Origin of the sequence: Yoonia vestfoldensis (genome assembly GCF_002158905.1) — a bacterium.
GTDB classification, from domain to species: domain Bacteria; phylum Pseudomonadota; class Alphaproteobacteria; order Rhodobacterales; family Rhodobacteraceae; genus Yoonia; species Yoonia vestfoldensis_B.
In genome coordinates, this window is sequence record NZ_CP021431.1 from 337,817 (window position 1) to 356,770 (window position 18,954).

At 61.5% G+C, this 18,954-nt stretch carries 19 protein-coding genes; 9 read left to right on the forward strand and 10 right to left on the reverse strand.

Translation table 11 applies throughout. From position 1 onward, the window contains the following. The first annotated feature begins 19 nt into the window (after window positions 1-19). Both LOKVESSMR4R_RS01695 and LOKVESSMR4R_RS01700 read left to right on the forward strand, forming a co-directional pair. The gene (locus LOKVESSMR4R_RS01695; protein ID WP_087206025.1) at window positions 20-1,225 is read left to right on the forward strand and encodes an aminopeptidase P family protein; all 1,206 of its coding nucleotides are present in this window, start codon (window positions 20-22) and stop codon (window positions 1,223-1,225) included. 152 nt (window positions 1,226-1,377) lie between these two features. Continuing rightward, the gene (locus LOKVESSMR4R_RS01700) at window positions 1,378-2,190 is read left to right on the forward strand and encodes a L,D-transpeptidase (protein WP_087206026.1); all 813 of its coding nucleotides are present in this window, start codon (window positions 1,378-1,380) and stop codon (window positions 2,188-2,190) included. Between the two features lie 7 nt (window positions 2,191-2,197). Here the strand turns inward: LOKVESSMR4R_RS01700 and LOKVESSMR4R_RS01705 are convergent, their stop codons facing one another. Continuing rightward, window positions 2,198-2,542, reverse strand: a complete 345-nt coding sequence (locus tag LOKVESSMR4R_RS01705; RefSeq protein WP_087212378.1) for a cupin domain-containing protein — start codon at window positions 2,540-2,542, stop codon at window positions 2,198-2,200. 92 nt (window positions 2,543-2,634) lie between these two features. Here LOKVESSMR4R_RS01705 and LOKVESSMR4R_RS01710 point away from each other — a divergent pair, with 92 nt between their 5' ends. The 3 genes from LOKVESSMR4R_RS01710 to LOKVESSMR4R_RS01720 all read left to right on the forward strand — a co-directional run bounded on the left by LOKVESSMR4R_RS01710 (window position 2,635) and on the right by LOKVESSMR4R_RS01720 (window position 3,990). Beyond that, window positions 2,635-2,979 carry a hypothetical protein gene (locus LOKVESSMR4R_RS01710; protein WP_204248705.1) on the forward strand — a complete coding sequence of 115 codons (345 nt, stop codon included), beginning with the start codon at window positions 2,635-2,637 and terminating at the stop codon, window positions 2,977-2,979. Window positions 2,980-3,055: 76 nt separating this feature from the next. After that, a complete protein-coding gene (locus LOKVESSMR4R_RS01715; RefSeq protein ID WP_087206027.1) occupies window positions 3,056-3,331 on the forward strand; it encodes a hypothetical protein in 276 nt (91 codons plus the stop codon). An 8-nt stretch (window positions 3,332-3,339) separates the two neighbouring features. Next, a complete protein-coding gene (locus LOKVESSMR4R_RS01720; RefSeq protein WP_087206028.1) occupies window positions 3,340-3,990 on the forward strand; it encodes a DUF1523 family protein in 651 nt (216 codons plus the stop codon). Here LOKVESSMR4R_RS01720 and LOKVESSMR4R_RS01725 read toward each other — a convergent pair whose 3' ends face one another. From LOKVESSMR4R_RS01725 to LOKVESSMR4R_RS01735, 3 genes are read right to left on the reverse strand one after another with little or no spacing between them, the layout of a single operon-like run. Next, window positions 3,991-6,306: an aldehyde dehydrogenase family protein gene (locus LOKVESSMR4R_RS01725; RefSeq protein ID WP_087206029.1), complete on the reverse strand. Its 2,316-nt coding sequence runs from the start codon at window positions 6,304-6,306 to the stop codon at window positions 3,991-3,993. A gap of 4 nt (window positions 6,307-6,310) precedes the next feature. Next, complete coding sequence (deoC, locus tag LOKVESSMR4R_RS01730) at window positions 6,311-7,318, reverse strand: deoxyribose-phosphate aldolase (RefSeq protein WP_087212382.1); 1,008 nt, start codon at window positions 7,316-7,318, stop codon at window positions 6,311-6,313. Window positions 7,319-7,378: 60 nt separating this feature from the next. After that, complete coding sequence (locus LOKVESSMR4R_RS01735; protein WP_087206030.1) at window positions 7,379-8,212, reverse strand: helix-turn-helix transcriptional regulator; 834 nt, start codon at window positions 8,210-8,212, stop codon at window positions 7,379-7,381. Between the two features lie 119 nt (window positions 8,213-8,331). Between LOKVESSMR4R_RS01735 and rpe the strand changes: the two genes are divergently transcribed. Beyond that, complete coding sequence (gene rpe, locus LOKVESSMR4R_RS01740; RefSeq protein WP_087206031.1) at window positions 8,332-9,015, forward strand: ribulose-phosphate 3-epimerase; 684 nt, start codon at window positions 8,332-8,334, stop codon at window positions 9,013-9,015. A 67-nt stretch (window positions 9,016-9,082) separates the two neighbouring features. On the opposite strand, the gene LOKVESSMR4R_RS01745 is transcribed toward rpe, so the two are convergent. Then, entirely contained in the window at window positions 9,083-10,306 is a 1,224-nt protein-coding gene (locus tag LOKVESSMR4R_RS01745; protein ID WP_087206032.1) for a urate hydroxylase PuuD, read from the reverse strand. A 155-nt stretch (window positions 10,307-10,461) separates the two neighbouring features. On the opposite strand from LOKVESSMR4R_RS01745, the gene puuE reads away from it, so the two are divergent. Together puuE and LOKVESSMR4R_RS01755 are read left to right on the forward strand one after the other, a co-directional pair. Continuing rightward, complete coding sequence (gene puuE, locus LOKVESSMR4R_RS01750) at window positions 10,462-11,862, forward strand: allantoinase PuuE (RefSeq protein WP_420645899.1); 1,401 nt, start codon at window positions 10,462-10,464, stop codon at window positions 11,860-11,862. Beyond that, the gene (locus LOKVESSMR4R_RS01755) at window positions 11,859-12,329 is read left to right on the forward strand and encodes an ureidoglycolate lyase (protein ID WP_087206033.1); all 471 of its coding nucleotides are present in this window, start codon (window positions 11,859-11,861) and stop codon (window positions 12,327-12,329) included. Before puuE ends, LOKVESSMR4R_RS01755 begins: the two co-directional genes overlap by 4 nt. Here LOKVESSMR4R_RS01755 and bhcD read toward each other — a convergent pair. From bhcD to bhcA, 4 genes are all read right to left on the reverse strand, one after another. Then, on the reverse strand, window positions 12,326-13,291 hold the full coding sequence (gene bhcD / locus LOKVESSMR4R_RS01760; RefSeq protein ID WP_087206034.1) for an iminosuccinate reductase BhcD: 966 nt from the start codon (window positions 13,289-13,291) through the stop codon (window positions 12,326-12,328). The genes LOKVESSMR4R_RS01755 and bhcD overlap by 4 nt on opposite strands. Window positions 13,292-13,372: 81 nt before the next feature. Beyond that, a complete protein-coding gene (gene bhcC / locus LOKVESSMR4R_RS01765; RefSeq protein ID WP_087206035.1) occupies window positions 13,373-14,536 on the reverse strand; it encodes a 3-hydroxy-D-aspartate aldolase BhcC in 1,164 nt (387 codons plus the stop codon). 17 nt (window positions 14,537-14,553) lie between these two features. Next, entirely contained in the window at window positions 14,554-15,516 is a 963-nt protein-coding gene (gene bhcB / locus LOKVESSMR4R_RS01770; protein WP_087206036.1) for a beta-hydroxyaspartate dehydratase BhcB, read from the reverse strand. After that, a complete protein-coding gene (bhcA, locus tag LOKVESSMR4R_RS01775) occupies window positions 15,516-16,706 on the reverse strand; it encodes an L-aspartate--glyoxylate aminotransferase BhcA (RefSeq protein ID WP_087206037.1) in 1,191 nt (396 codons plus the stop codon). The genes bhcB and bhcA overlap by 1 nt, the downstream gene beginning before the upstream one ends. A 162-nt stretch (window positions 16,707-16,868) precedes the next feature. On the opposite strand from bhcA, the gene bhcR reads away from it, so the two are divergent. Beyond that, on the forward strand, window positions 16,869-17,687 hold the full coding sequence (gene bhcR / locus LOKVESSMR4R_RS01780; RefSeq protein WP_087206038.1) for an HTH-type transcriptional regulator BhcR: 819 nt from the start codon (window positions 16,869-16,871) through the stop codon (window positions 17,685-17,687). Here bhcR and arsB read toward each other — a convergent pair. Then, the gene (gene arsB, locus LOKVESSMR4R_RS01785; RefSeq protein WP_087212387.1) at window positions 17,684-18,709 is read right to left on the reverse strand and encodes an ACR3 family arsenite efflux transporter; all 1,026 of its coding nucleotides are present in this window, start codon (window positions 18,707-18,709) and stop codon (window positions 17,684-17,686) included. The two genes, bhcR and arsB, sit on opposite strands and share 4 nt — an antisense overlap. Between the last annotated feature and the right edge of the window lie 245 nt (window positions 18,710-18,954).

Here is an 18,954-nt window from a genome sequence, read left to right on the forward strand (position 1 = left end):
CATAAGGAAAGGGTCCGCCATGACAGCGCGTCCACAATTCTATAAATTCCACCAAGGTGAAAAAACCCTGCCTTTCGCCCCTGCCGAATATGAGGCACGGCTGGCAGGTCTGCGGGCCATCATGGAAAAGGCCGGGGTCGAGGCGGTGTTATTCACCTCGATGCAGAATATCGCTTATTATTCCGGTTTTCTTTATTGCAGCTTTGGCCGCCAATACGGGCTGGTGGTGACGCCAACCGATTGCGTGACGATCAGCGCAGGCATTGACGCCGCCCAGCCGTGGCGGCGGTCCTATGGCGATGCGATCACCTATACTGATTGGGACCGCAGCAATTACTGGCGCGCGGTGCGGTCGGTGACGGGCTTGGGCAAGGTGCTGGGCTACGAATCGGACCATCTGACCGTGGCGGTCCGGATGGCGCTGCGCGACAATCTGCAACCCTCGCGGCTGGTCGATATCGCAGCGCAGACCATGGCGCAGCGGATGCGCAAATCGCCTGCCGAACTCGATCTGATCCGCGCCGGTGCGGCCGTGGCCGATGTCGGCGGCTATGCGATCCGCGATGCGATCAAACCGGGTGTACGCGAGATTGATGTGGCGATGGCGGGCCGCGACGCGATGGAACTGGAAATCGCCGCCCGTTTTCCGCAGGCCGAATACCGCGATACCTGGGTCTGGTTTCAATCGGGGATCAACACCGATGGCGCGCATAATCCGGTGACATCGCGCCGGTTGGAACGGGGCGATATCCTGTCGCTAAACACCTTTCCAATGATCAGCGGCTATTACACAGCGCTGGAACGCACGCTTTTCGTGGGCGAGGCCGATCCCGCCAGCCTGGCGATCTGGGAAGCAAATGTCGCCGCCCATGAATATGGCATGTCGCTATTGGTGCCGGGGGCCGTCTGTGCAGAGGTGACCACCAAGATCAACAGCTTCCTGGCTGACCGCGACCTGCTGCAATATCGCACCTTTGGCTATGGCCATTCCTTTGGCGTGCTGTCGCATTATTATGGCCGCGAGGCGGGGCTGGAACTGCGCGAGGATATCCCCACCGTGCTGGAACCGGGCATGGTCATCTCGATGGAACCAATGCTGACGATCCCCGAGGGCCAGCCGGGGGCGGGTGGCTACCGCGAACATGATATCTTGTTCATCACCCCGGATGGCAACGAGGATATCACCCGCTATCCCTATGGTCCGGCCTTCAATATCGTCGCATGATATCGGCGCAGAATGGTTTGCCCCCCGGTTGAGGGGGTAAACTGTCACGCAAAATCACGATTTGTCGATCAATGGCACCTTTTTGCCTGTCACGCGTTTCGTTCTCTGGCGCGGCGGTGGTAACACTCTGCCTGACACAGAAGGAATGCCGGATGACCTTGTCCTATGATATCAGCCGCCGCGCTTTTGGGGCGATGTTGCTTGGCACGACCGCCGCTTGTGCGCCACGGATCGACGATGCCATCGCCGAACCTGCCGTGCCAGTGCAGCAAGATTGGGTCGCAGGCTATGGCCCGATCTTTGATGCGGGCTACAACCTGCCGGGGATTCCTTCGCGCTATCTAGAGGGCGTCAACCGCCGGATGACAGGGCTTTATCAGGGCGAGGCACCGCCGAATTCGCTTGATGTCGATCCCTATGCCAAGTTTCTGTATCATGTGAAGGACGATGGCACCGCGACACGGTATCCTGTGGGCGTGGGCCGTGCGGGCCGGTCGATCCGGGGGCGTGCGACGATGCAGTTCATGCGCGCATGGCCCGGCTGGACACCGACGCAGAACATGCTGCGCACCGAACCCGAGGTTTACGGCGATTTTCGTGCGGGCATTCCCGGTGGGTTGCGCAGCCCGCTGGGGGCGCGCGCGCTCTATCTGTTTCGCGGCGGGCGCGATACATATTACCGCATCCATGGCACCAATGATCTGCCGTCGATCGGCAATTCGGGCTCGGCGGGATGTATTCGGCTGTTCAATCAGGACATCATCCACCTTTATGACCAGATCACCGCCCCGATGCCGGTGCTGATCCGCACGCCAGAGGAATCCCTGCGCGTCGATCCCGAGAATTACAATCGCGGGGTGGAACTGCCGCCCACCGTGATTTCAGCCGAAGAGCTGCTTGGCCCCGAAGCCGACGCCCTGGCCCGGCCGCCCGATCTTGACGCTTTGTCGCCGGGCATGATCTGAGGGCGGGCTAAAGCCGGATCACATAATCCTTGACCGTTGTCTCCACGACCTCCCATGTGCCGGTGAAACCGGGGCGGATGATATAGCTGTCACCTTTGGTCAAGACCAAAGGATCGCCACCATCGGGCGTGATGATGGATGTGCCAGCGGTCAGGCTGAAATATTCCCATTCGTCATAGGCGATACGCCATTTGCCCGGTGTCGCTTGCCAGATCCCCGCGTAAAGACCATCGGCCTCTTCGATGCTCCAGGTCGTGAACACCGGATCGCCCGCGATCAGCCTGTCGGCGGCGGGCTTGCCGGTTTCGGGAATAATGTCGTCCTTGGTCACCTTTGCGATGGCGGCTGGCATCATGGGGTCCTTTCATGGCAAGACTGCCACAGCATTGGGTGGCATCGGCCCGCCCTGTCAAGAACCGGTGCAAGCGGAAAGGCATCAGACGCATGGGCAGCATCATGTCGGACGGGTTGGTCCTGCCTGCGGTGCTGCTGGCGCTGCTGGCCTATGTCGTGCCACGCCTGATCGCCCCTCTCCTGCCCGAAGGCCTGCCCGCCCTGATGGCGAATGCGGTCCTGTCCGCTTTGTCCATGTGCATCCTGAGCGGAGTTTTCTTTTTCGGCCTTTATGTCTGGCAAGGCGTGCCCGCGCGCGAATTGCTGGCCCATGGATGGGGGCGCAATCTGGCGACCTTTGGCAGGCTGGGCGTGATCTCGGGGATCATCTGGGCGCCGATCATGGTGCTGTCGGTTGCGGGTCTGCCGCGCAAATGGGTCCACAAGACGTGGTAAGCTGGCTATGCTATCTTGGCATCGGGCAAAGCGACATTACTTGTCACCGCAGTGACACAGGACGGGACAGCAGGATATGGCATTCATCAAACTGGTGATTTTCGGCTTCATCGCATTGACGGTGATCTATTGGTCCATCGCGATCTATGCGCGGTCGGTGCGCAAAGAGAACCTTGAAAAATCCTTTGACGCCGCCAATCCGGGCAGCCTTGACCTTGCTGCGCGGGACGCGTTTGTCAGCGCGGGCATGACCGCCTATAACGCGTCGATCCGCCCGAAACTGGTGGGGTTGGTCTATGTGGTGCCGACGCTTGTGATCGGATCCATCATCTATCTGATCAACCTGAACTGAGGATCGCCATGGCCCGCGTCAAATTTGTCTTTCGTCTGCTGGTTCTGGCAGCTGTGGCCATGTTCCTGCATTACGTCCTGCCCCAGCATGATGTGGTCAAGGTGACCTCGACCGAGGTAATCCGCACCGATGTGGGGGCGTTCAACCGCATCTTCTTTGCCAGTGCCGACAGCGGGTCCGCGACCGCCGATACCCGCGACTTGCGGCTGATCAATACCCAAAAACAGAACACGTTCCTGCTGGGGTTTATCCCGCGCGATTCGTCGCGGGTCATGGTCTATCGCAATGAAGATACCGGCTGGATCTGGCCGCCTTATTTCAAGTTCAATTCCGCCGATCTACAGGCCGAGGCCGCCAATCTGGCGCGCGGTGACGCTTGGGTCGTGGTCACGCATTATGGTTGGCGCAATCGTTGGCTCAGCATCTATCCGAACGCCGTGGGTCTGCGCGTCGTCGACAGCCCCGATGTGACGATCATCCCGTGGTTCAATATCGCCTTTTTCGTCTTTCTGCTGATCGCCCTGCTGATGCTGCGCGCCATGTGGCGGCAGCTATGGGAACGCGCGGTCGATCCGGTGCTCGATTCCGCGACCCATCGCATCGACGAGGCGCAGGCCGGTCTGGCCGAACGCCGCAACCGATGGTTCGGGCGCAAATAGCTATTCGCCGTAGGGAATCCAGATATTCTTGACCTCGGTCGCCGCCGCCAGCCAGTCGCGCGCGGTCGGGGCGATGGACGTGCCGTTATTGACCCATGTCCGCTTGAGGTTGCTGGCGCTGCCCTTTTCGATCACGGCTGAAATATCCGTGCCTGAAAATGACCAGACCGCGTCGATGTCGTGATGCTTGGCGGCATGGCCCGCCAGATCGGCATGATCGCCGGTCAGGATATTGACGACACCGCCGGGCAGATCGGAGGTTTCCAAGATCTGGTAGATCTCGGCCACGATCAGCGGGAAGGGTTCGGACGCCACCAAGGTCACGCGGTTGCCCATGCTGATCGCCGCCGCCATCGGTGTGACCAGCCCCAGCAGCGGCGATGCATCCTCGCAGAACACCGCGATATTGCCGACCGCTTCATGCATCGCCAGCGCCACGCCCCTTATCGGCACGCCGTGGACCTTGCCGTCGTATTTGTCAGCCCAGGCGGCAAAGGTGAACAGCGCGTGGATGGTCTGTTCTACCTCGTCCGTGCCGGATTTGCCGGTCAGGTCCTTGATGCGCTTGGCCAGTTCATCGCCCCGCGCCGACAGGTTTTCAGCGATGTAATACAGGATTTGCGCGCGCAGATGGCCGGTGGATTTGGTCCAGCCTTTCGCCGCATTCATCGCCTCGACCGCATTGCGCAAATCCTTGCGGTTTGCCTCTGCCACATGGCCCAGCAATTTGCCGCGCGGGTTGAACACCGCATGCGAATAGCCGCCATCAGGCCGCGCCTGTTTGCCCCCGATGTATAGCTTCGCCGTCCGGTCCAGCGGGTCGGTGGCTGTGCCGCCAGCGGAGCCAAAGGGCGCGATGCGTTTGACCGGCTTGGCGCTGGTCTTGGGCCGGGTATAGCCTGCCAGCCCTTCCCAGCCGCCTTCGCGCCCAAAGCCGCTTTCGCGGATACCGCCGAAACCGGCAGCCGCATCCATCATATTGGTCCCGTTGACCCAGACGATCCCCGCCGCCAGCTTTGGTGCGATATCCAGCGCAAGGTTGATATTCTCTGACCAGACCGAGGCCGCAAGGCCATAGCGCGTGTTATTGGCGATCTCGACCGCCTCGACCGGGGTGCGAAAGGTCGTTGCCACCAGCACGGGGCCAAAGATTTCTTCTTGCATCAGATGGGACGCGGGCGACAGGCCGGTGATCAGCGTGGGGGGATAGAAACAGCCCTCGGGGGCCTTGGTCTGATAGGTCTCGCCTTCACGATTGCCGCTGACCATCGCGGTGATCTGCGCCAATTGCACCGGATCGACGATCGCGCCGATGTCGATGCATTTATCCAGTGGATCACCGATGCGCAGCCCGTCCATGCGCGCTTTCAGCTTGGCATAGAAACGATCTGCGATGCCTTCTTGGACCAACAGGCGCGACCCGGCGCAGCAGACCTGACCCTGATTGAACCAGATCGCATCGACCAGGCCTTCGACGGCGCTATCCATATCGGCATCGTCGAACACGATATATGGCGACTTGCCCCCCAGTTCGAGCGATAGCGCCTTGCCTGTCCCCGCCGTGGCCTGCCGGATTTTGCGGCCGACCTCGGTTGATCCGGTAAAGGCGATCTTGTCGACATCTGCCGTGACCAGCGCGGCACCTGTTTCGCCATCACCCATGACGATATTGACGACACCGGCAGGCACGCCCGCCTGCATGCAGATATCGGCGAAAACCATCGCGGTCAGCGGGGTATATTCGGCAGGTTTGAGCACCACCGTGTTGCCCATCGCCAGCGCAGGCGCGATTTTCCATGCCAGCATCAGCAGCGGGAAATTCCACGGGATGATCTGGCCGCACACGCCGAGCGCTTCGCGGTCGGGCAATTCGTCCTGCATCAACTGCGCAAAGCCCGCGTGGTGATAGAAATGCCGGATCGCGAGTGGTGTGTCGATATCGCGCGCCTCGCGGATCGGCTTGCCGTTATCCAGCGTTTCCATCACCGCCAGCAGGCGCGCATGTTTCTGCATCAGCCGCGCGATGGCATAAAGCACGCGGGCACGTTTGTGGCCGGATTTGGCCCAAGCCGGTTGCGCCTTGCGCGCGGCCGCCACGGCAGCGGCGATATCGGCGGGGGTGCCTTTGGTGACACCGGCTAGCTTTTCGCCCGTCGCGGGGTTGGAGGTCGCGAAATCATCGCGCGCGGCGGTCCATTTGCCATTGATGAAATGGCCGACAAGATTGTCATGTTGGGCCAGCCACGCCAGCGCCTCGGATTTGCTCTCAAGCGCGGGGCCGTAATCCATCGTGGTAAAGATATCCTTGATCGTCATGGCCTTATCCAATCGCGTGCCGCCACTGGGCGGAATAGCCCCCCGTGACGTGGTGTTCGAGTTGCCGTTCGATATCGCCCAACAGGCTGGATGCGCCAAAGCGGAACAGATCGGGTTGCAGCCAGCGGTCGCCCAATTCCTCCTTGATCATCGATAGATACACCAGCGCATCCTTGGCCTTGCTGATCCCGCCCGCAGGTTTGTAGCCGACCATCACGCCGGTCCGGTCATGATAATCGCGGATCGCGCGGATCATCGTCAGGGTGACGGGCAGGGTGGCGTTGACGGGTTCCTTGCCGGTCGAGGTCTTGATGAAATCCGCCCCCGCCATCATGCAGACCAAGGATGCCCGCGCGACATTGCGCAATGTGCCCAGCTCGCCCGTGGCCAGGATCGCCTTGACATGGGCGTCACCGCAGGCCGCGCGCATTTGCTGCATTTCATCATAAAGCGCTTGCCAGTCGCCAGTCAGCACATGGCGGCGGCTGATGACGATGTCGATTTCCTGCGCACCGGCGGCAACGCTTTCGCCGATTTCCGCGATGCGCAGATGAAACGGCGACAGGCCAGCGGGGAAACCGGTGCTGACAGCCGCAACCGGAATGCCCGAGCCTGCCAGCGCATCCACAGCCGTGGCGACCATGTCGTGATAGACGCAGACTGCCCCCGTGGTCAGGCCCTGCATGCCCAAAGCGTCCAGAATATCCGCGCGCACCGGCTGGCGCGCCTTGGCGCACAGGCGGCGCACGCGGCCCGCGCTGTCATCGCCCGACAATGTGGTCAGGTCCATCAGGCTGATCGCCTTGCATAGCCACGCCGCCTGATAATCCTTCTTCACGCTGCGCCGCCCCGGCAGGCTTGCTGCGCGCCGTTCGATGGCCGATGTATTGGCCTGCACCGCCATGACCCAATCAAGGTCAAGGGTGGTGCCTGCGTTACGGGCAAGATGCAATTGCGGCAGATGGGTCACGGTGGGCGGGGTGGTGGTTTGGTGCAAGGGAGCCTCCTGCATTGTCATAGATAGGTGGCACTTTGCGGATGACTTGGCAAGTTTTGACCAGCTGGTCAAACACTATGACGGCTGCACGACCCGACGTTGCCGTTTCTGGCGATATTGCAGCGGGGTGTCGCCATAGGCGGCGCGGAAGAGTTTGTGAAAATGCGACATGTTCGGGATGCCGCAATCGGCGGCGATCTGGCTTACTGTATCGGCATCGGTGGTCAGCGCGCGGGCGGCGTGATCCATGCGGATCTGGTTCATGAAATCGGACGGGGTCATGCCGAAATGCTTGCGCATGCTGCGGCTGACATGCGGATGCGCCTTGCCGGTCAGCGCCACCAACCCCGCCGCCCCGTCGCGGAACACGGCCGGATCACGCGCCGCGCGGCAGGCCCGCAGCAGCCAGTCGGGGGCATCGGCCGGAAAATTGTCGCGGGTCAGATCAGCACAAAGCGGCAGCAAGAACGCCTCGGCCGCGATCGTGTCACAGCGGCTGCGTTCCAGCTGCACGGCGGCATGGTTCAATGCCGCCAGTTCGCGCATGTCGCGGTGATGCTGGGCGATGCCATTGGCGGACCAGAACAGATGCCCCGCCAGCGACGGATGCCGCTGCGCCAGCGCCTGGACCAAGCCCGGATGCAGGCAGAGCGAGACCACCAGCGCATGGTCGCCGCGTCCTTGCAGCGCATGGCTCTGGCCGGGGCCGATGAAAACAACGCTGCCTTCGGCCAGGGTTTGCGCGCCCTCGGGCAGGTGATGGCGGACCTTGCCATTCTGCACCCAGAACAATTCGTAAAAATCATGCCCATGCAGCGCGCGTGGCCGTTCCGCCGTCAAGGTGGCCCTTGTCAGATGGACTTGCGCATCAAGGCGCAGGATATCGGCATGGCGCAGGACCGGGTTCATACCGCGAGGCTAGCACAGGTTTTTCTGCGGCGCAGCATTTATTCACGGCTGCATCCGGGGCGTGACAAGCCCGCCGCCGCGGTCTATGTCGCTGCCCAGATAGCAAAGGGGCCTGCGCCATGACTTTCGACCGTTCCATCAAGATCGCGCCGTCGATCCTGTCGGCTGATTTTGCCAATTTCGGCGCGGAATGCCGCGCGATCGAGGCGCAGGGCGCCGATTGGGTCCATGTCGATGTGATGGATGGCCATTTCGTGCCCAATATCACCTTTGGCCCTGCCACCTGTGCCGCGATCCGCCCCCATATCAAGGGCGTGATGGATGTGCATCTGATGATCGCCCCCGTCGATCCTTATATCGAGGCTTTTGCCAAGGCCGGGGCCGATATCATCACCGCTCATGTCGAGGCAGGCCCCCATATCCACCGCAGCATGCAGGCGATCCGCGGCGCGGGGGCCAAGGCCGGTGTGGCCTTGAACCCCGCCACGCCCGCCGCTGCGGTGGAATATCTGCTTGATATGGTCGACCTGGTCTGCGTGATGACGGTGAACCCCGGTTTCGGCGGGCAGAAATTCATCCATAGTCAGGTGGACAAGGTCCGCCAGCTGAGCGCCATGATCGGCGACCGCCCCATCCATATCGAGATTGATGGCGGCGTCGATCCTGTGACTGCGCCATTGGTCGCTGCAGCCGGGGCTGATGTGCTGGTCGCCGGATCGGCGGTGTTTCGCGGCGGGTCGGTCAGCGATCCGGCCCCCTATGGTGCCAATATCCGCGCGATCCGTGACGCGGCAAGGGTCTAGGGGGCTGCCGCCCCCGCGGATTTACGTCAAATCGCGCCTAGCGCGAATTGACGGACTCGAACGATGATCAGTCTGTTGCGGCGCGGTACCATGCGGCGAGCGTGGCGCGGTCCTCATCCGGCAGGCCGGTGATGTTGGCGGGCGGCATCGCATGGCTGATCCCCGATTGCACATAAATCGCGCGGGCGTGGTGGGCGATATCGGCTTCGGTTTCCAGAAACACGCCTTTGGGCGCCCAGTGCAGATTGCCCCAGACCGGTTCGCGCGCATGGCACATCGAACAGCGCCCGATGACGATGTCATGCGCCTCCTCGAAGCCCGCCGCAGAGGCGAAGCGTTGTTCATAGGCTGTCAGCGCGCGCGCCTCGGCCTCTTCATAGCTGTCGTGGCCGGGGAAGGTCGACAGCCACGCGATCGCGATGAATAGGATCACGGTGACCACCCATGTCCATGTCGGCTTGCCTTTGCGCGCATGCATGGAATTGAAATAATGCCGGATCGTGACCCCCATCAGGAACACCAATGCTGCGATGATCCAGGCGTATTGCGTCCCGAACGCCAGCGGATAATGGTTCGACAGCATCAGAAAGATCACCGGCAGCGTCAGGTAATTGTTATGGGTCGAGCGTAATTTCGCGATCTTGCCATATTTCGGATCTGGCTTGCGCCCGGCCTTGAGGTCCGCGACCACGATTCGCTGGTTCGGCATGATGATGGCGAAGACATTGGCCGTCATGATCGTCGCGGTGAAGGCCCCCAGATGCAGCAAGGCGGCCCGTCCAGTGAAGACCTGGTTATAGCCCCAGGACATCACCACCAGCAGCGCGAAAAGCAGCAGCATCAAAGTTGTTGGTGTTTCTCCCAGCCGCGATTTGCAAAGCTGGTCATAGATCACCCAGCCGATCCCCAGCGAGGCGGCCGAGATCAGCACGCCCTGCCAGATCGCCAGATCCGCCTTGGCCGGATCGATCAGGTATAATTCCGCCCCGACCCAATAGACCACCGCCAACAGGGCCGCACCCGATAGCCATGTCGCATAGCTTTCCCATTTGAACCAGGTCAGGTGGTCGGGCATCGCATCGGGGGCGACGAGGTATTTCTGGATATGGTAGAACCCGCCGCCATGGACCTGCCATTCCTCGCCATCGGCGGGGCCTTGGATGTTGCGGTTCAGCCCCAGATCAAGTGCGATGAAATAGAACGACGACCCGATCCAGGCGATGGCCGTGATCACATGCAGCCAGCGCAGGGCAAAGGCCAGCCATTCCCACAAGATCGCCACATCATACATCTGTCGGCTCCTTTTAGCGTCAGCACCCGATCTTGTCGCCTTGTGCCGCCTTGTGCCAGCGGAAAATGCCTGCGGCGGCACTGTGCCGATGCGGGCTTGCAAAACTGCCCAAAGCTCCGGCACAAAGCTTGTGACTGATCCTGCAGGAGGCCCAGGTGCAACGCTACCCCCGTGATATGACCGGCCATGGTGCCGAACCGCCCGTCGCCAACTGGCCCGGTGGCGCGCGCATCGCCGTGCAGATCGTGCTGAATTACGAAGAGGGCGGCGAGAACAACATCCTGCATGGCGATGCCGCGTCAGAGGCCTTTTTGTCCGAGATTGTTGGCGCCGCCGCCTGGCCCGGCCAGCGGCATTGGAACATGGAAAGCATCTATGAATATGGCGCAAGGGCCGGGTTCTGGCGCTTGCACCGGATGCTCGCTGATCTGCCGGTCACGGTTTACGGCGTGGCGACAGCCTTGGCCCGCGCCCCCGAACAGGTCGCGGCCATGCAGCAGGCAGGCTGGGAAATCGCCAGTCACGGGCTGAAATGGATCGAATACAAGGACGCCCCCGAAGATGTCGAACGCGCCGATATGCTGGCGGCGATCCGCCTGCATACCGAGGTCACAGGCAGCCCGCCGCGCGGCTGGTATACGGGGCGCTGTTCGGTCAATACCGTGCGCCTTGCCGCCGAGACCGGACAATTCGCCTATGTTGCCGACAGCTATGCCGATGATCTGCCCTATTGGATGGAATATGGCAGGCGCGACCAGCTGATCGTGCCTTATACGCTCGATGCCAATGACATGCGTTTCGCCACGCCGCAGGGGTTCAACGCAGGCGGGCAGTTTCTGGATTACCTCAAGGCCAGTTTCGATACGCTCTACCGCGAAGGCGGGCGGATGTTGTCCATCGGTCTGCATTGCCGCCTGATCGGCAGGCCCGGCCGGGCCGAGGCGTTGCGCCAGTTCATCGACTATGCGCAGGGGCATGAGGGCGTCTGGTTCGCGACCCGCGCCCAGATCGCCGACCATTGGGCGGCGACGCAGCCACATGTCCGGTTCGCCCGCCCGTCACAGATGGACCGCGACGCCTTTGTCGCGGCTTACGGCGGCATCTTCGAACATTCGCCCTGGATCGCCGCAGAGGCGCATGCGCTGGAACTGGGGCCTGCGCATGACACGGCGCTGGGCCTGCACAACGCGCTCTGCCGCGTGTTCCGGTCAGCAGGTGACGACGCGCGGCTGGCCGTGCTGAACGCGCATCCTGATCTGGCAGGCAAGCTTGCCGCCGCCAAACGCCTGACGCCTGACAGCACGGCCGAACAGGCCAGCGCGGGGCTTGATGCGCTGACCGATGCCGAACGTGCGGGCTTTCAGGCGCAGAACGCGGCCTATCTGGACAGGTTCGGCTTTCCCTTCATCATCGCGGTGCGCGACCATGACAAGGCCGGGATCATGGCGGCCTTTGCCGCGCGGTTGCAAAACGACCGCGCATCAGAACTGGCCGAGGCCTGCCGCCAGGTCGAACGGATCGCGCTGCACCGCTTGCGCGGGCTGTTGCCACGATGACGGATATCCGTGTCCAGCCGCTGACCGCCGCCGCCTTTGCGCCTTACGGTGATGTGCTGGATTGCAAGGGCGCGCCTGACCGCATCATCAATGCGGGGCTTTGCGGCCGGTTTCATGACCGCGCGCAGATGGATATGGGCGATGGGCGGGCGGGCATCAGCCTGTTCCGCTCAGAGCTGCGGGCCTTGCCCTATCAGCTGGATCTGATCGAACGGCATCCCCTGGGATCGCAGGCCTTCATCCCGATGAGCATGGATGGCTTTCTGGTCGTGGTCGCGGGCGATGATCTGGTGCCGCAGGCCTTTGTCACGGCACCGGGCGAAGGGATCAACTTTCACAGGGGCACATGGCATGGCGTGCTGACGCCGCTTGCGGGGCCGGGGCTCTTTGCGGTGATCGACCGGATCGGCGCAGGGGCCAATCTGGAAGAACACCACTTTGCCGCGCCTTACCGGATCATTCCCTAGAAATCGACGATTGTCGCAACGCCCTTGGCCACCGCCAGATCGACGACGGCGGAGGCAACCGCCAGATCCTGCAAGCCGACACCCGTGCCGTCGAAAATCGTGATCTCATCTGCGCTGGTGCGGCCTGGATGGGTGCCGTTGATCACCGCGCCCAAAGGCGTGATCTTATCCGCAGCAACGATCCCCGCGGCCACCGCATGCTGCGCTTCACCGATGGTCACGGATTGTGCGATCTCGTCGGTAAAGACCGTTGCGCGGCCAAAGATCGCCGCTTCCAGTTCTTGCTTGCCCTTGGTGTCGGTCCCCATGCAGGCGATATGCGTGCCGGGGCGGACATGGGCATCCAGCAAGGATGGGGCATGGGCAGAGGTGATAGAGATGATGACATCGGCCTCTGCCCCCAGCCTGTCAAGGTTGACCGCCTCGAAAGGCAGATCAAGCTCTGCCGCGACAGATGCAAGGCGCGCCAGCATTTCGGGGTGGTAATTCCAGCCGATGATCCGCTCAAAGGCGCGCTGTTCCACGGCGGCACGCAGCTGGAACAAAGATTGATGACCCGCGCCGATCATGCCCAGCACCCGCGCATCCGTTCGCGCCAGATGGTTGATCGACACCGCCGATGCCGCCGCCGTGCGCAGCGCGGTCAACAGATTGCCCCCCACGATGGCACGGCACTTGCCGGTATCGGCATCGAACAGGAACACCGTGGATTGATGGTTGGTCAGGCCCTTTGCCTCGTTGCCAGGCCAATAGCCGCCCGATTTCAGCCCAAGCGCCAGCCCATCGCGATCAAAGCCCGATTTGAACCCGTAAAGCGCATCGGCATGGCCGATCGCCTCGCGGATCACCGGAAAATTATAGGCGCTGCCCTTGGACATCGACGCGAAAACCTGTTCGACCGCGCGATAGGCATCGGCGCGGGTCATCAGGCCAGCGATTTCTTTTTCGGGAACGATGATCATGGGGCACCTCTTGCGCCGGGGTGCTGCTGCGCCCCCGGCTTCTTTTTTCCAAAAATACTCCCCGCCGGGAGGCCGCCTACGTCAGTAGGCCTTCCCACGCGCGGAAACAGGCCAGACCACCTCGACCTTGCCGCCGCGCAGCCCGACATACCAGTCATGGACGTTGCAAGTCGGGTCGCAATGGCCGGGAACCAGTTTCAGCTTGTCATTGACCTTCAGCACACCGCCCGGATCCGCAACAACGCCGTGTTCATCGGAACATTTGACATAAGTCACGTCATCGCGGCCATAGATCAGGGGCAGGCCGCTATCGACCGACTGCACCTTCAACCCTGCATCGACGATGGCCTTGTCGGCCTTGGCGTGGCTCATCACGGATGTCAGGATGAACAAAGCGTTTTCCCATTCGCCCTTGTCGATCCGCTTGCCGTCCTTGTCCAGGATGCGGCCGTAATCGGCATCCATGAAGGCATAGGACCCGCATTGCAATTCGTTGAACACGCCCGATGCGCTTTCGAAATAATAGGATCCGGTCCCGCCGCCGCCGACGATATCGCTCTCGATGCCTTCGGCTTTCAACAGATCAAGCGTCTCGCGGACCTGCTCGATGGCGATCTGCGTCTTGGCCTGCCGTTCGTCGTATGAATCGAGATGCTGCATCGCCCCCTGATAGGCCTGAATGCCTGCATATTTCAGGCCGGGTGCGGCATTGATCGCTTTGGCCAGTGTGACAACAGGCGCGCCATATTGCACGCCGCAACGGCCGGCGCCCACGTCGATTTCAACCAGACATTCGATCTGGGTGCCATGTTTCTGCGCAGCCGCCGACAGATCGGCGATATTTGCGATGTCATCGACGCAGCAGATCGCGCGCGCGCCCAATTTGGGGATGCGCGCCAGACGGTCGATCTTGGCCGGGTGGCGGACCTGGTTGCTGACCAGCACATCCTTGATGCCGCCACGGGCGAAAACCTCGGCCTCGGATACTTTCTGGCAACAGACACCGACCGACCCGCCCAGTTTTTCCTGCAACAAGGCCACATCGACGGATTTATGCATCTTGCCATGCACGCGGTGGCGCATGCCGTGGGATTTGGCGAAATCGCCCATCTTCTTGATGTTGCGTTCCAGCGCATCCAGATCCAGCACCAGGCAAGGTGTCTGGATATCGGCCTCGTCCATACCGGGCAGGGCGGGGATGTCATAGCCGACATCGAGATTCTTGAGGTTGCTCATATCGTTCATGTGGTGCTCCCTTCGCCTTAGATCCAAGGCAGTTTATCAAGATCGACATTGCCGCCGGTGATGATGACACCGACACGTTTGCCTTTGAAAAATTCGCGGTTCTTGATGATCGTGGCCAGCGGCACTGCACAGCTGGGTTCCATCACGATCTTCATCCGTTCCCAGGTCAGTTTCATCGCGGCGATGATTTCCTGCTCTGATGCGGTGAAAATATCCGTGACATGATTGCTGACGAAATGCCATGTCAGGTCTTTCAGCGGCACTTTCAGGCCGTCGGCAATGGTGACCGGCGCATCATCGGCGATGATATGGCCTGCCTTGAAACTGCGATAGGCATCATCGGCCTGTTCAGGTTCCGACGCGATGATCTGCACCTCGGGCGCGATATGCGACAGGGTCAGGCAGGTGCCCGAAATCATGCCGCCGCCACCGATGGGGGCGACCATCATGTCCAGACCGTCGGTCTGTTCCATGAATTCGCGGCTACAGGTGCCTTGGCCTGCGACCACGCGGGGATCGTTATAAGGATGCACGAAATCGCCACCCGTGCGGGCCTGCACCTGCGCGAAAACTTCCTCGCGCGATGTGGTGGAAGGTTCGCATTCCGTGATGATCCCGCCATAGCCGCGCACGGCGGCCTTTTTCGCGTCAGGTGCGGTGCGTGGCATGACCACATGGCAGGGGATACCCCTGCGCCCTGCGGCATAGGACAGCGACAGCGCATGATTGCCCGATGAATGGGTGCAGACACCTTTGGCAGCCTCCGCATCCGACAGGCCGAACACGGCGTTCGACGCGCCGCGCACCTTGAAAGCGCCGGCTTTTTGAAAATTCTCGCATTTAAAGAATAATTGCGCGCCGATCAGATCATCCAGATAGCTGGATGTCAGGACCGGCGTGCGGTGGATATAGGGCCGGATCCGGTCATGGGCGGCGATCACATCGTCATAGGTCGGGATATACATATCAAGGTCTTTCATCACGCGGCAACCTGCAAGGCCTGGCCTGTCGTGCGGCGGTAATGGTCTTGCGCCGCCGCCACGCCGGACCCCAGCTTGATATCAAGTCCCAGATCGACCATGCACATTTCCGCCGTGGCAATGCCGGACAGCGCCATCACATCCGTCATGCTGCCCAGATGGCCGATGCGGAACACCTTGCCCGCAACCTCGCCCAAGCCGGTGCCGAAAGCCACACCATAGGCGCTGGCCGCATGGTTGACGATGCTGGTCGCGTCAAAGCCTGCGGGCGTCTTGATCGCGCTGACAGTGTCGGAATAAAGATCCGGGCGCGCGGCGCATAACTCCAGCCCCCAGCCATGCACCGCCGCCCTGATGCCCGACGCGATGCGCGTATGGCGGGCAAAGACATTGTCCAGCCCTTCGCGCAGCAGCATGTCAGAGGCCAGCAGCAAACCGTTCATCAACCCGACAGGCGGCGTATAGGGAAAGGCGCTGTTGTCATAGCCTTTGGCCATATCGTTCACGTCGAAAAAGGTGCGCGGCAGGGTCGCGGTTTTCGTCGCGGTCCGCGCCTTGGCGCTGAAGCCGAGGATTGCCAGACCCGCTGGCAGCATGAACCCCTTTTGCGATCCGGTCACGGCGATATCGACGCCCCATTCGTCAAAGCGGAAATCCATCGACCCGATGGAACTGACGCCATCGACCATCAGCAGCGCCGGATGAGACGCCGCATCAAGTGCGGCGCGTACGGCCGCGATGTTGGATTTCACACCGGTGGCGGTCTCGTTATGGGTGGCCAGAACGGCCTTGATCTTATGGGATTTATCGGCGGCCAGCGCCTCGGCATAGCGGTCGGCAGGCAGGCCCTGACCCCAAGGCGTTTCCACGATCTGCACATCCAGCCCATGGCGCTGGCACATGTCGATCCAGCGGTGGCTGAACATACCGTTGCGCGCGGCCAGCACGGTGTCACCAGCCGACAGCGTATTGGTGATCGCGGTTTCCCAACCACCGGTGCCGGTCGATGGAAAGATGAACACATCGGCGCTGTCAGATTTCAAAACCTTTTGCACATTGGCGCGGGCCGGATGCAGGATCTGGCCGAACAAGGGCGAGCGGTGGTCGATCGTCGGCATGTCGCAAGCCTTGCGGATCGATTCCGGCATATTGGTTGGGCCGGGGATAAAGACCGGATTCTGAAAGCTCATCGCCTATCCTCCATTAGGGTTGGTCTCTTTGTCGCAGACCCTGCGCTGCGGCTCAATTTTTTTGAAAAACCTCTGCCCTGCGGGACATATCATGGAAAAACAAGCGTTGCCATGGGGTTACATTTTTCATATAGTGAAAATGTATTTCAGAAAGTTTCGCACTTGCAGCATGACGCCCGTAAAACCCGTGGTCGGCCCAAGGCTTGGGATGATAAGGCCGCGCAGAACACGGTCAAATCGCTGGACCGCGCGCTTGAGGTTTTGATCGCGCTGGGCGAGATGCAGGGCGGCACCCTGTCGGAAATCGCAAGCCAGCTGCGCCAGTCGCCTGCCACGGTCTATCGCGTGCTGACCACGTTCCAAGGGCGCGGTTTTGTCGATTTCGACCGGCAGGCGCAGGTCTGGTCCATTGGCGCGGCTGCCTTTCTGACCGGATCGCAATTCCTGCGCCGCACCTCTTTGGTCGAACGCGCCCGCCCGATCATGCGCGACCTGATGGAGGCGACGGGCGAGACCGCCAATCTGGGCATCGAACGCGATGGTAAGGTCCTGTTTCTGGGGCAGGTCGAAACCCATGCGACGATCCGGGCGTTCTTTCCGCCCGGCACGGTCTCGGCGATGCATGCGTCTGGCATTGGCAAGGCGTTGCTGGCGCATATGGATGATGCGCGCCAGCGGCGGGTGCTGGTGGCGGGCAAGCTGGAACAATTCACGCCCCATACGCTGATCGACCCCGAGGCGATGATCGCCGATCTGCATGCAGCCCGGCTGCGGGGCTATGCCTTTGACGGTGAGGAACGTAATCTGGGGATGCGCTGCATCGCGGCGACCGTGCATGACGTCTCGGGCGATGCCGTGGCGGGCTTGTCGGTCTCGGGCCCTACCAGCCGGATCACCGATGACAAGATCGCCCCATTGGCCGATGCCGTGACCGAGGCCGCGGCCCGCCTGACAGCGGCCATCGGCGGCGCGGCGCGCTAGGCGGCAAACCAATGCCGCGTGCGGTTGGCGAACCAGACAAGGGTCAGCATCACCGGCACTTCAACCAGCACACCGACGACGGTGACCAGCGCCGCGATGGAATTCAGCCCGAACAGCCCGATGGCGACCGCGACGGCCAGTTCAAAGAAATTTGACGTCCCGATCAGCGCGCAGGGCGCGGCCACGTTATGGGGCACCCGCCAGACCTTGGCCGCCCAATAGGCCAAGGCGAACATGCCATAGGATTGGATCAGCAAAGGCACCGCGATCAGCGCGATGATGAAAGGCTGGGACAGGATCACCTCGCCCTGAAAACCGAACAGCAAGACGATTGTCGCCAAAAGGCCGATGATCGAAAAAGGTTTCACCCTTGCGGTAAAGCCCGCAACAGTACTGGCCGCGTCACTGCGCCCCCGCGTCAGCCAGACCCGCGTCACGATACCCGCCGCCAGCGGGATCACGACGTAAAGAACGACCGACAGCACCAATGTGTCCCATGGCACGGTGATATCCGTCACCCCCAGCAGCAGCGCGACGATGGGCGCATAGGCAAAGACCATGATCGCGTCGTTCAGGGACACTTGGGCCAGCGTATAATTCGGATCGCCCTTGGTCAGCTGCGACCAGACAAAGACCATCGCCGTGCAAGGGGCCGCCCCCAACAGGATCAGCCCGGCGATATATTGGCCCGATGTGTCGGGCGCGATGAAAGGCGCGAAAAGATAGTCAAAAAACACGACCCCCAACAGCGCCATCGTGAAAGGCTTGATCAGCCAATTCACCGCCAGCGTGATGATCATGCCCTTGGGCCGTTCATGCACCCGCGCCAGTGACGCGAAATCAACCGAGACCATCATCGGATAGACCATCGCCCAGATCAGCACGGCCACCACGAAATTGACCGACCCATATTCAAGCGCCGCCAGAAACCCCACAAGGCCGGGGGCCAGCTGCCCAAAGGCGAGGCCCATGATGATCGCAAGCGCCACCCAGATGGACAGAAACCGTTCAAAAACTGGCATATGACCGATCCTTTGCCGCGACAGCCCAGCGATAGAGGGGCCGCCGTGCTGCGTCAACCAAACCGCAAAGCCCGAGTCGCGCCGGTGGTGAACACCCAGTTTCTGCATCGCAGCGTAAAAATTGTGCAGCCGCCGCATTTTCTGTCCGATTTAACGGCAGACTGCCGATGCATCCTCTGGCCGGGCAGGCCCTGATTGCAAGCCCGCCGCCGAGCACGAATGTTAAGATCACGAAATCGTCACAA